Genomic DNA, 13369 nt, shown 5'->3' with positions numbered 1-13369 from the left:
ATTAGAATAGTCCTGTAATTATTCCTTCATCTGTAACATCAATGTTATTAGCAGCTGGAACCTTTGGTAAACCTGGCATAGTCATTATAGTACCAGTTACAGCTACAATAAATCCTGCGCCAGCTGAAGCGTAAACTTCACGAACATTAACAGTAAAGTTTTCAGGTCTGCCAAGCTTTGTAGGATCATCTGATAGAGAATACTGAGTCTTTGCCATACAAACTGGGAAATTGCCCATACCAAGCTCTTCTATTCTCTTTAACTCTTTTTCAGCTGCAGCTGAATAGGTAACATCATCTGCTCCATATATTTCTGTAGCAACAGTTTTAATTTTGTCCTTTAATGATAATGAATCTTCATAAATAGGCTTGAAGTTGCTTTCCTTTGTCTCTAGAACCTCAATAAGCTTTTTAGCAAGCTCTACGCCGCCTTCGCCGCCTTTTTCCCATACTTCTGAAAGAGCGAATTCACAACCTCTTTCCTGGCAGAAAGTTTTGACGAAGTCAGTTTCAGCCTGTGTATCAGTAACAAATGAATTAAGTGTAACAACAACAGGTACACCATACTTCTGAAGATTTTCAATATGCTTTTCAAGGTTAACAATACCCTTTTTAAGAGCATCTAAATTCTCATTAGTAAGGTCTGCTTTAGCTACACCACCATTATATTTCAAGGCACGAATAGTTGCTACCAAAACAACAGCATCTGGTTTAAGGCCAGCCATTCTGCATTTAATGTCAAAGAACTTCTCAGCACCAAGATCAGCACCAAAACCAGCCTCTGTAATTGTAATATCTGCAAGCTTCATAGCAGCCTTTGTAGCTCTAACAGAATTGCATCCATGAGCTATATTAGCAAAAGGACCACCGTGAACAATTGCAGGTGTATGTTCAAGGGTTTGAATTAAATTTGGCTTAAGAGCATCCTTTAATAATGCAGCCATTGCACCTGTAGCCTGTAAATCGTCTGCTGTAACAGGCTTTCCATCAAATGAATATGCAACAATAATTCTTCCTAAGCGTTCTTTAAGATCATGCATATCATTTGCAAGGCAAAGAATTGCCATTATCTCAGAAGCTACTGTAATAACAAAATGGTCTTCACGAACCATTCCATCCATTTTAGAGCCTAAGCCAACAACAATATTTCTAAGGGCTCTATCATTCATGTCAAGACATCTCTTCCAAACAATTTGGCGTGGATCAATTCCAAGAGAATTTCCCTGCTGAATGTGGTTATCTAACATTGCGGCAAGCAAATTGTTAGCGGAAGTAATCGCATGGAAATCACCTGTAAAATGAAGATTAAGATCCTCCATAGGTACAACCTGGGCGTATCCACCTCCTGCAGCACCACCTTTTATACCGAAACATGGACCAAGCGATGGCTCTCTAAGAGCTAAACAAGCCTTTTTACCAAGAACTCCCATTGCTTGTCCCAATCCTACAGATGTAGTAGTTTTACCTTCTCCTGCAGGGGTAGGGTTAATTGCTGTTACAAGAACAAGCTTTCCATCCTTGTTACCTTCAATTTTGCTTAAAAGTTCATCAGAAAGCTTAGCTTTATACTTTCCATAAAGCTCTAAATCATCCTCCTGAATATCAAGTAGCTTTGCAACCTCCTTGATATGAACCATTTTTGCTTCCTGTGCGATTTGAATGTCTGACTTCATCAATACAACTCCCTTTACTATGCTTTTATTAGTTCTTCAAACTCTGAAATAGCCATGCGAATTTCTCTAGGCTTTGTGCCCATTTCTGGTCCAACAACGCCAGCTTCTGCTAATTGGTCCATAATACGAGCCGCTCTATTAAATCCGATTCTAAAGTTTCTTTGTAGGTATCCAATAGAGCCCTTTTGATTTTCTATGACAAGACGACCTGCGTCGGCAAATAATGGATCTCTAGAATTATCTGGCTCTCCAGAGATTGATACCGAACCGTTAGACGCCTCAGAGTTTTGAATTTGTGCTTCAATATCTGAATTATAATCAGCGGCCTCATTGTTGCTCTTTAAGAAATCAACAACAGCGCTTACTTCATCATCACTAACAAATGCACCTTGAATTCTAATAGGCTTAGAAAGGTTCTGAGGAGCATAAAGCATATCACCGTTGCCAAGTAGATCCTCGGCTCCGTTCATATCCAAAATAACTCGTGAATCATTACTGCTTGAAACAGAAAAAGCGATTCTCGATGGAACGTTAGCTTTAATCAAGCCGGTGATAACATTAACTGTAGGTTTTTGAGTTGCAATAATAAGATGGATACCCGCTGCTCTTGCCAACTGTGCAAGTCTAACGATTGAATCCTCAACATCTGCAGCAGCAACCATCATCAAATCTGCCACCTCGTCTAAGATAATAACAAGCTGTGACATACGAACTCTTTTTTCTTCTGGAATTTCTTCTGGAAGAGAATTAGAGTCTACCTTTTCATTAAATCCTTCTAGATTACGAACACCAGCAGCAGCCAATAGTTCATATCTATCAGTCATTTCTTTAACGGCCCAATGTAGTGCTCCTGCTGCCTTTTTAGCATCTGTAATTACAGGAAGTAACAAATGAGGTATTCCGTTGTAAACGGAAAGCTCAACCATCTTTGGGTCAACCATTATCATCTTAACTTCATCAGGTGTAGCGTGATAAAGAATACTCATGATAATAGTATTTATACAAACTGATTTACCTGAACCTGTAGCGCCTGCAATAAGCAAGTGAGGCATCTTTTCAATATTTCCGACAATTACACTACCAGAAATATCCTTGCCAACACAGAATGATATTTTTGATTTAGCTGATTTAAATTCCTTTGAAGAAACTAATTCCTTAAAGGAAACCATAGACTTAACTTTGTTAGGTACTTCGATACCAATGGCTGATTTACCAGGAATAGGTGCCTCAATTCGCACATCAGTAACAGCCATACTAAGCTTAATGTCGTCCTGAAGATTCAGAACCTTTGAAACTCTGGTACCTTCAGCTATTTCTAGCTCATAACGAGTCACAGAAGGTCCAAGTGTAACTTCTGTAACATTAGCTTGAACACCGAAATTACAAAGTGTGCGCTGAAGTTTATTTGCCATTTCAGCCAAGTACTGTTTTGAATCACCACCAGTATTTTTAGCATCCTTAAGAAGTGAAATAGGTGGTAGCTTGAATGCCTTTTTAGTTTTGCTTCCATTAGCATTAATAACTGGCATTGGAGTTGACTTTTCTTCTTCTTTTGTAGTCTGTGGCTGAACAGATTTAACAGTTTTTGCTCTAGTTACAGGTTGCGTAATAACTGGCTCCTCTACTGTTTCTTGCACTGGTGGAGTGGATGGAGTATTAATGACAGGTTCTGTAGGAAGCACTGTCTGCTCACATTCCTCTGGCAAAATAACAGGTGGTTCATCCTTAAATCTATGACTACTTCGAGATTTTTTCTCTCCTGATCTAAGTTTATGACGACTAGTTTTTGTGATTTCTAAGTCACTTTCTCCTTCTGCCATATTAAATCTAATCTCGTCAACATTATCTCCTGAGAGACCAGTGTTTAAAGAATCATTAGAAAGAGTAATGTTAGATGTGATTCCAGAATACTTTCTATCCATTCTGTTTCCATCTTTTTGATTCATTTGTTCAAGCTCATGAGCTCTATCGCCTTGAATCTTATTGATAATAGCCTGTCTATCGGAATTAAAGCGTGTTTGATTAGCCTCACGCTCCATAAGCATTCTTTCTCTACGTGCTCTTCTCTTTGCAGCCGCTCTATCGGCGTGTATTCTAGAGGAACGTTGTACTTTATCAAAAGCGAAACGTTCAATAATGATAATAGTACACACAATCATTACTATTAAAACAATCAAGTAAGCGCCTAAAAGGCCAAAGCTATCATATATTCCAAATACAATAAGCCCTCCTATAAGGCCGCCACCATTATGATTGGTACGAGCGTAATCAAAAGCGTCTATTGGAACTAGAATAGACGAACCATTAATAATCAGTTCCACAAATGAACTGATAAAAATAAGCAAAACAAATCCAGCAATAACCTTTGCCACTGCTACCTTATTACCATAATTTGAAATTATAAAAAATGCAGAAAAAACTACCATGAATGGTAGAAGATACTGGATAATGCCAAACATACCAAATAAAAAGTCTGCAACCGCATTACCAGCCACACCACCTATACCAAAATTACTAATAGATAATAAAATACAAAGACCTAATGATCCCCACAAAATAATCTCTCTAGTTGAATCTGCGAAGAAAGGATCATCAAAATCATCTTCTTCCACCTTTTTAGGTGCCTTTGATCTTGTATTAGCCTTTTTAGTACTGCGGCCTTTATTTGATTTTCTAACAGAATTATTCTTCCCTTTTGTTGCCAAAGTATAACCTCATAACATTTCATCAAAAAGAGAATAGCTATTAAACTATTCTCTTTTCAATTATTATACTACCCAATTAGATAGTTATATATATTCTCATATTTTTCTTTTTGAACAGCCCATGAATAATTTTTATTCATGCCTCGTTCAACCATTTTATTCCACTGAGCTTTCTTATCGAAATATATGTATTTACTGTAGTTGACAGTATTAAGCAATTCGTCTCCGTTGTAGTTTGCAAAAGAGAAGCCATCACCGGTCTTCATATATTCGTTATATGCTTCTACAGTATCGCTAAGGCCACCTGTCTCACGAACAATTGGAACTGTACCATATCTAAATGAAATAAGCTGTGTAAGTCCACATGGTTCAAATCTAGATGGCATCAAAAATGCGTCAGCTGCAGCGTACAATTTATGTGCTAAATTGTCATCATAGCTAATTGTTGCTGAAATTTTCTCTGGGTATTTCCATGCATAATGTCTAAACATATTCTCATATTTAGACTCACCTGTTCCGATAACAACAAGCTGAGTGAAGTCATCAACAATACCTTCGATACAATAATTAATAAGATCAAGGCCCTTTTGATCTGTTAAACGAGAAATCAATCCAATCATATATTTTTTAGGATCGACTTCAAGACCTAAATCCTGCTGAATCTTAGTTTTATTAATCTTTTTGTATTTTCTGAAATTGCTAACGTCATAGTTTTTGTAGATTTTAGTATCTGTAGCTGGATTATAAACCTCGTTATCAATACCGTTAATAATACCCTGCATATCATAGTGACGAGCTCTAAGTAATCCATCTAAGCCCTCGCCGTAATATGGCATCTGAATTTCATCACAATATTTTGCTGATACAGTTGTGATGTAGTCTGCATAAACGAGACCACCCTTTAGCATATTGCCACATTTTTTGTATTCAAGCTTGTCAGGTGTAAATAAGTTCATTGATAGGCCTGATATACCTGCTACAGTTTTTGTGTCCCACATTCCTTGGAACTTAAGATTATGAATTGTCATAACAGACTTCATGCCCCAGAAAAACTGATCTCCCTGGAAATCCGTTTTAAGGTATACAGGTATAAAACCTGTTTGCCAGTCGTGACAATGGATAAGATTTGGCTGAAATCCAATAAGTGGAAGCATTGAAAGTACAGCCTTGTCAAAGAATATAAACTTTTCAAGATCCCATCTATCCTCTGAATAAGGATAAAAGCAATCAAAATAATCATGATTATCTATGAAATAGTATGTAACACCATCTAATTCATATTCAAAAACCCCAACATACTTTGTCCCAACAAGTGGTCCCATGTTCATCTGGAAGCTAGTTAAGTATTTAAAGTCTTTTTTATACTTCTCAGGAATAAAGGTATAGTATGGTAATACCACCCTTACATCGAAGTATTCTTTAGAAAATTCCTTTGGTAAGGCTCCGCAAACATCAGCCAAACCACCAGTCTTTACGAATGGAACGCACTCACTGGCAGCAAAAAGTATTTTGTTCATCATTAAACCCCTCAATTATTTATTGTGTTTTTTCCAGGAAAACCCGCGGGAAGACTCGCGGGAAAACCCACGGGAAAACCCACTCATTTAAGATTTTTGCTACGCAAAAAAGAGAGTGGGTTGTGGTAAACAGGTTCCTCCCAAGCAAGCTTGGGCCCCTCCTATTTACTCTTCCCAGTTATGATATACATTCTGTACATCATCATCCTCATCAAGAAGATCAAGAATCTTGTTGATCTTGTATAAATCCTGCTCATCTGTAAGCTCAACATATGTCTGAGGAATCATAGTTACCTCAGCATCTGCCATAGGAATATTTTCAGCCTCAAGTGCCTCTCTAACTGCAGAGAAATCATCTGGAGCAGTATAAATCTCAAAGCAATCATCTTCTTCTGAGAAATCCTCAGCACCTGCATCAAGAGCAATCATCATTAAATCATCAGCGTCCATGCTGCAGTCTTCTTTAGAGATGATAATCTGTCCCTTATTATCGAACATAAATGAAACGCAACCAGGAGTACCGATGCTTCCGCCACCCTTTGTAAATGCATTACGTACGTTAGCAGCTGTACGATTTCTATTATCTGTTAAGCAGTCTACGATAATAGCTGTACCGTTAGGACCATATCCTTCATATGTAACTGTCTCATAGTTAACAGAATCTACGTTACCAGCAGCTTTTTTGATACCATTTTCAATGGTAGCGTTAGGTACGTTATTTGATTTAGCTTTTGCGATTACATCACGAAGCTTTGAATTATTGTTAGGGTCTGGACCGCCTTCCTTAACAGCTACAGCGATTTCACGACCAATTATTGTAAAAATCTTTCCTTTTGCAGCATCATTCTTTTCTTTTTTGTGTTTAATATTCGCAAATTTTGAATGTCCTGACATATAATCATTTACCTCTTTTCTAAAATAAATCTCAAAAAATTATATCAAATCATAATAACTTATTCAATGTGACTTTTCCTACGAGCAAAAACTTCTCCGATAACCTTATCAGTTACATTTTTGATGTAAAAAACAAAGTCTTCATCCTCTAACTTAAAGCTTTTCCCGTCTTCTGGAATCTTTCCATAGAGGGAAATCAGGTAGCCGTTAAGAGTCTCAAAGTCATCAGATAATTTGGTACCAACTAAATCTTCTACTTCCTCTAGTGTAGTGCTTCCGTCCATTATGAAAGTATCATTTGGCCTAACCTCTATAGAGGTCTCCACATCATCGTGTTCATCTTCGATATTACCAACGATTTCTTCAAGAATATCCTCTAGTGATAATAACCCAGATACCTGACCATATTCATCCAAAACTATCACCATATGACGTTTTTTGGATTGCATTTTTGCAAATAACGTATTAATACCGTGGGTTTCTGGCACAAACTCAGCCACAGACATAAGATCTTTTAAATCTTTAATCTTTACATTATCAATATCCTTGTCAAAGTATGTAAGAATATCTTTGATATGTAGTATTCCAATGATATTGTCTAAATCCTCAATATACACAGGATATCTACTCATATTGTGCTCATTAATAAAGGTAATGGTATCTCTAAGACTCCAATCACCATCAATAGCAACTATATTTTTCCTATGAGTCATAATATCCTTTACATCTGTATCAGAGAATTCAAAAATATTTTGAATCATCGCTGCCTCAGAGGCAAGAATATTACCGTCTTCATGGCCCTCATTAACTAGAGAAATTACATCCTCTTCTGTAACATCAGCCTGTTTTGATTTCCTATAAAAAATAAAAATAATTATTAACTCGACAAAAGCTAAAACACCTAAAATAATAATTACATAGGGACTGGACCCGTCTTCCATACTTACTCCTTTCCAACTATTTGTGGTTGACACAATATATTTTACCATATGTCGTGAAAAAAGACTAAGCATTATGCTGCTTAGTCTTTAGATTTCATAGATTATTCAGATTTATCGGCAACAGCTGCTTCTTCTGAGATATTTTCTTCCGAATCATCTTCTTTAACTTCTTTTGTTTCTTTAGCGATTGCATCCAAATCTACATCCTCTAAATTAACGTTTGATAAGTCCGAAGCCTTTTCTTTTGATTCGGCATTTTGTTTATCTTCAGGTTTGTCATCTGCAATGCCCAAATAAAAGTCTTCATTTTGAAGGTCAAATAAATTAAGAACCTCCATACCAAAAACGTCATGCATATAAGAATAAATCTCTTTATTATTTATTTCTCTATTATGCTTTCTGATAACGTTTTTCTTGAGCTGAACTCTAATATCCTTAATCCAGTTAGTAATTTCCTCAGCTTCTTGAGAATTTGTTCTGAGCTTGTCATAACAAAAATCCATAGTAGCCATCATAAGCTCTCTATTTGTATCCTCTGTTACCGAAGGTAAATCCTTTAATTCGTCCTCTGCTGATTCAATTCTTTGTTTACATTCTTCTAGTAAGCGCTTATCCTCATCAAGCTTCTTAGAAACCAAATCCGAAGTGCCTTCCATATTTGACATAACAGAAGCCATAAGAGTTTCTTTAACCTTTTTAAGGTCTTTGAGTTCTTTTTTGAGCTCAGCTTCGCGTTTTAACAAATCGCTTTCCTTGCTCTCTAATTCTTTGACAACATCAGGTTTGCCACCCAAGGCAAATAGCCTGTGCCATTTTTGATCTAATATCAACATAGGAACTTTTATTTTTGATAAAGCTCCAGAAAAATCTCGCTCCCCCATAACAACACCTACTTATTATTGTGCTGAGTAATATTATAAGATAATTGCATCAAACTATCAGAAAGATGAACATTCTCAATTACAGTATCAGGAATATCATCTAAATCAACGTGTGCAAAATTCCAAATCGCATGTACACCAAGTGAAACAAGCTTTAAAGCTGTAGCCTTTGCATTTGACTTAGGCAATGTAAGCGCAGCGATTTCTACATTATTTTCCTTGATAAAATCAGGCAAATCATCAAGCATCTGAATTGGTAAATCTCTTACCATTTTGCCCTTAAGCTCAGGATTAACATCGAAAAGGCCAATAATTTTAAAGCCAACTCTTTCGAATTTGACATATCCTGCGATAGCCTGACCAAGATTACCTGCACCAATAACAATAACGTTATGTACGTCATTAACACCAAGAATATTGCCAATCTCATCATGTAAATACTGTACATTATAGCCATATCCCTGCTGACCGAAGCCACCAAAATTATTTAAATCCTGTCTAATTTGAGAAGCTGTAACATGCATTCTCTTGCTCAAATCATTAGATGAAATACGTTCAACACCATCATCCAATAATTCTCCTAAATATCTATAGTACCTAGGCAATCGTCTAATAACAGCCTGTGATATCTTCTTATCCAAAGCAAACGCCTCCTAAACAAGTAATCTATGTCCTAATTATAAAATCTGTGTAATATCTTGTCAAGGATTTAACAATCCCCACTGATCATACAGTTCTTCAAGTCTTACGTTTATTTTATTCTGTTCCGCTGTAAGTTCATTAAGCTTTGCAGAGTTTACCATATTCTCTGGTTTAAGAAACTCTTCATCAATTGCTGCCTTCTTTTCTTCCAAAGATTCGATTTCTTCTTCGATTTTAGAAATCTTATTTTGAAGCTTTCTCTTCTCTGCCTCTATACGCTTCTGCTCTTTAAAATCAAGCTTTGCAGCTGTTACTTCAGCAGACTTAGAAGAAGCATCCTCACTCACCGTTCCATATAGCTGTTCTTTCTTTGCTATATAATCATCGTAATTGCCAAGATATTTAGTCAATCCTGAAGATGTAAGCTCCAATATGGTATTAGCGGTTTTGTTAACAAAATATCTGTCATGACTTACATAAAGCAACGTGCCGTCAAAGTTATTTAAAGCTTCTTCTAGCATGAGCTTCGAGTCCATATCCAAATGGTTAGTAGGCTCATCGAGAATTAATAGGTTAGACTTTGAAAGCATAAGCTTTGCAAGGGAAACACGACCACGTTCACCACCGGATAAATCCTTGATTCTCTTGAACACATCATCTTCGGTAAACATAAATGCTGCCAGAGTATTGCGAACCTTAGTCTCAGTTAAGAAAGGATAAGCATCATGAAGCTCACTAAAAATAGTATTTGTTTCAGTAAGCCCCTGCTGTTCCTGGTCATAATATCCAACTGTAACGTTAGATCCAAATCTGATTTCTCCAGATTCAAAATCTGTAAGACCATTTATACATTTTAGAATAGTTGTTTTGCCTGTGCCATTATCTCCAAGAATTGCTATTCTATCCCCTTTATGAACCTCAAAGGATAAATCTGTAAAAATGTTTTTATCATCATATGATTTAGTCACATGAGAAAAGTCCAATACGTCCTTTCCACTTTCCTTTTCAATTTCAAGTGTAAGGCGCATTTTAGGCATTTCTTTATCAGGAGCATCCATTATCTCCATTTTATCAAGAGTCTTTTTTCGGCTTTCTGCTCTTTTAATTGATTTTTCTCTATTAAAAGACTGAAGCTTTTCAATAACCGCCTTTTGATGTTCTATTTCTTTTTGTTGTTTCTCATAGCTGCGTTCGTATGAAAGCTGATTGATTTCTTTTTGAGCAACAAAGGCTGTGTAGTTTCCTGTGTAAACTGTAGTTTTACCATAGGATAAATCTACTATATGATCAGCTATCTTATCTAAGAAATATCTATCATGTGCAACAATTATTACCGACCCTTTATAGCCTGAAAGGTATCCTTCCAACCACATAATTGATTTTAAATCTAAGTGGTTAATAGGCTCATCCAGCAGAAGCAAATCAGGCGATGATGCAAGTAGTCTACCAAGACTAACTCTGGTTTTTTGACCACCAGAAAGCTCATTCATGCCTTTTTCAAAGTCTTCCTGTTCAAATCCTAAGCCTTTAAGAATACCTACAGCTTCAGAACGAAATGTATAGCCACCATTTATATCAAACTGATGCTGAAGCTTATGATAATTTTCCATAAATGCATCCATTTCAGAATGATCTAGACTATTCATTTGTTGTTCCATTTCAGAAAGCTTTTTTTCCATGGAAAGCAAATCTTCTCTAGCTGACAATACAGTATCAAGAATATTGCTTCCGAAAGCATCCTCTTGGTACTGAGCCAAGTATCCAATTGTAGCATCTTTTTTTAGAGTAACCTCACCATCATCAGCAGGCAAATCACCAATAATGATTTTAAGTAATGTTGATTTTCCTGTGCCGTTGTTACCGACGATGGCTACTTTAGAGCCTTCGTCTACCGTAAAAGTGGCATCCTTTATGATGCTGTCTTCTCCAAATGATTTATATAAGTGTGAAACGTTTAATAGCATATTGTACTTATCCTAAAAATAGCGCCTGACAGAACTGCCAGGCGCATTTATTAATCTAGTTAATTACTGAACATCCTTGATTGAGAAGCTAATACGTCCCATCTTGTCCTTGCCAAGGCAAATAACCTTAACAGTATCACCAAGAGTAAGAACATCTTCCACTCTATCAATTCTTTCCTTAGCAATCTTAGAAATGTGTACCATTCCTTCTTTGCCTGGAGCAAACTCAACGAATGCGCCGAATTCCTTGATGCTAACGACCTTACCTGTAAGAATCTGATCCTTTTCGAAATCTGTTGTAATGATTTCGATCATTCTCTTAGCTTCTTCCATCTTTGCAGCATCTGTACCGCAAATCGAAACATTGCCATCATCAGTAATATCGATTTTAACATCACATCTAGCAATGATTTCGTTGATAGTCTTTCCTCTCTGTCCAACTACATCACCAATCTTTTCAGGGTCAATAGAAAGCTGAATGATCTTTGGTGCATATTCGCCAACCTGCTTACGTGGCTCAGCGATTGCTTTGCTCATGCAGTTGTCCATAATGAATAATCTAGCTTCACGACATCTAGCAATAGCGCCCTCAACGATCGGACGTGTAAGACCGTGAATTTTAATATCCATCTGGATAGCTGTAATACCTTCCTTAGTACCAGTAACCTTGAAGTCCATATCTCCGAAGAAGTCCTCAAGACCCTGAATATCTGTAAGAAGTACGAAATCATCATCTGTATCTCCTGTAACAAGACCACAAGAAATACCAGCGACCATAGCCTTGATAGGAACACCAGCTGCCATTAATGACATACATGAAGCACATGTAGACGCCATTGATGTAGATCCGTTAGACTCAAAAGTCTCAGATACAGCACGAATAGCATAAGGGAACTCCTCTGGTGATGGAAGTACTGGAAGAAGTGCTCTCTCAGCAAGTGCACCATGACCGATTTCACGACGTCCTGGACCACGTGAAGGCTTTGTCTCACCTACAGAATATGCAGGGAAATTATAGTGGTGCATATATCTCTTCTCAGTTACAAATGGATCAAGACCATCAATCTTCTGAGCCTCTGAAAGAGGTGCAAGTGTAACTACATCACAAATCTGTGTTTGTCCACGAGTAAACATAGATGAACCATGAACTCTAGGAATAATATCAACCTCAGCTGCAAGTGGACGAATCTGTGTAATCTCACGACCATCTGGACGCTTGTGATCCTTAAGAATCATCTTACGAACTGTTTTCTTCTCATACTGATAAATAGCCTCACCTAAAACTGCAAGCCATTCTTCGTTATCAGCAAATGCTTCTTCGAGACGCTCTGTAATCTGACGAATGTTCTCTTCACGAACCTGCTTTTCATCAGTAAATACAGCACCTTCCATCTCCTCAGGAGTAACGATTTCCTTCATCTTTGCGAAGAGCTCCTCAGGAATAGCGCATGATGTATATTCATGCTTTGGTTTACCGCACTCAGCAACCATCTGCTCGATAAAAGCGATAACTGTCTGGTTAACATCATGACACTTGTAGATAGCTTCAATCATCTTGTCCTCAGGGATGATATTAGCGCCAGCCTCAATCATGATAACCTTTTCTTTTGTAGATGCAACAGTAAGCTTAAGGTCGCCCTTGTCCCACTGCTCCTGTGATGGGTTAACAATAAACTCACCATCAATCATACCCATCTGTGTCATAGCACATGGGCCATCAAAAGGAATATCTGAAATGCAAGTAGCAATAGCTGCACCGAGCATAGCAACAAGCTCTGGACGGCACTGTGGATCTACTGCCATTACCATATTGTTAAGTGTTACGTCGTTACGATAATCCTTTGGAAAAAGTGGACGCATAGGTCTATCGATAACACGCGAAGTAAGTACAGAATTCTCTGATGCCTTACCCTCTCTCTTATTAAATCCACCAGGAATCTTACCTACTGCATAAGTCTTCTCCTCAAATTCAACTGAAAGTGGGAAGAAATCGATTCCATCACGTGGCTTATCAGATGCTGTAGCAGTTGAAAGAACTGTTGTATCACCATACTGAATAAATGCTGCCCCATTAGCCTGAGCTGCAACCCTGCCGATATCAACACGGAGTGTTCTACCAGCTAAATCCATTGTAAATGTCTTCATGGTTTTCT

At 37.3% G+C, this 13369-nt stretch carries 9 protein-coding genes; all 9 read right to left on the bottom strand.

Annotated features, from left to right (window positions below):
• Window position 1 precedes the first annotated feature (1 nt).
• Complete coding sequence (locus E7276_RS00375) at window positions 2-1672, bottom strand: formate--tetrahydrofolate ligase (RefSeq protein WP_294212334.1); 1671 nt, start codon at window positions 1670-1672, stop codon at window positions 2-4.
• A gap of 17 nt (window positions 1673-1689) precedes the next feature.
• A complete protein-coding gene (locus E7276_RS00370; protein WP_294212333.1) occupies window positions 1690-4377 on the bottom strand; it encodes an FtsK/SpoIIIE family DNA translocase in 2688 nt (895 codons plus the stop codon).
• 68 nt (window positions 4378-4445) lie between these two features.
• Window positions 4446-5894, bottom strand: coding sequence for a glycogen synthase (locus tag E7276_RS00365; RefSeq protein ID WP_294212839.1), 1449 nt, complete (start codon window positions 5892-5894; stop codon window positions 4446-4448).
• A gap of 165 nt (window positions 5895-6059) precedes the next feature.
• Window positions 6060-6788, bottom strand: coding sequence for a YebC/PmpR family DNA-binding transcriptional regulator (locus tag E7276_RS00360; protein WP_294212332.1), 729 nt, complete (start codon window positions 6786-6788; stop codon window positions 6060-6062).
• A 59-nt stretch (window positions 6789-6847) separates the two neighbouring features.
• Window positions 6848-7729 (bottom strand): hemolysin family protein, encoded by an 882-nt coding sequence (locus E7276_RS00355; protein WP_294212331.1) that lies wholly within the window; start codon window positions 7727-7729, stop codon window positions 6848-6850.
• 101 nt (window positions 7730-7830) lie between these two features.
• Entirely contained in the window at window positions 7831-8610 is a 780-nt protein-coding gene (locus E7276_RS00350) for a hypothetical protein (protein WP_294212330.1), read from the bottom strand.
• Between the two features lie 8 nt (window positions 8611-8618).
• A complete protein-coding gene (locus E7276_RS00345) occupies window positions 8619-9251 on the bottom strand; it encodes a redox-sensing transcriptional repressor Rex (RefSeq protein WP_294212329.1) in 633 nt (210 codons plus the stop codon).
• A gap of 60 nt (window positions 9252-9311) precedes the next feature.
• The gene (locus E7276_RS00340) at window positions 9312-11216 is read right to left on the bottom strand and encodes an ABC-F family ATP-binding cassette domain-containing protein (RefSeq protein WP_294212327.1); all 1905 of its coding nucleotides are present in this window, start codon (window positions 11214-11216) and stop codon (window positions 9312-9314) included.
• Window positions 11217-11279: 63 nt separating this feature from the next.
• The gene (locus E7276_RS00335; protein WP_294212326.1) at window positions 11280-13361 is read right to left on the bottom strand and encodes a polyribonucleotide nucleotidyltransferase; all 2082 of its coding nucleotides are present in this window, start codon (window positions 13359-13361) and stop codon (window positions 11280-11282) included.
• Between the last annotated feature and the right edge of the window lie 8 nt (window positions 13362-13369).

The organism is Pseudobutyrivibrio sp. (genome assembly GCF_015057185.1).
GTDB lineage: Bacteria > Bacillota > Clostridia > Lachnospirales > Lachnospiraceae > Pseudobutyrivibrio.
This window is presented reverse-complemented; position numbering and strand designations above follow the sequence as displayed.

Coding starts and splice junctions, on each gene's coding strand:
- E7276_RS00335 (WP_294212326.1), bottom strand. CDS start 13,361: ATGAAGACATTTACAATGGATTTAGCTGGTAGAACACTCCGTGTTGAT.
- E7276_RS00350 (WP_294212330.1), bottom strand. CDS start 8,610: ATGGGGGAGCGAGATTTTTCTGGAGCTTTATCAAAAATAAAAGTTCCT.
- E7276_RS00340 (WP_294212327.1), bottom strand. CDS start 11,216: ATGCTATTAAACGTTTCACACTTATATAAATCATTTGGAGAAGACAGC.
- E7276_RS00375 (WP_294212334.1), bottom strand. CDS start 1,672: ATGAAGTCAGACATTCAAATCGCACAGGAAGCAAAAATGGTTCATATC.
- E7276_RS00365 (WP_294212839.1), bottom strand. CDS start 5,894: ATGAACAAAATACTTTTTGCTGCCAGTGAGTGCGTTCCATTCGTAAAG.
- E7276_RS00360 (WP_294212332.1), bottom strand. CDS start 6,788: ATGTCAGGACATTCAAAATTTGCGAATATTAAACACAAAAAAGAAAAG.
- E7276_RS00355 (WP_294212331.1), bottom strand. CDS start 7,729: ATGGAAGACGGGTCCAGTCCCTATGTAATTATTATTTTAGGTGTTTTA.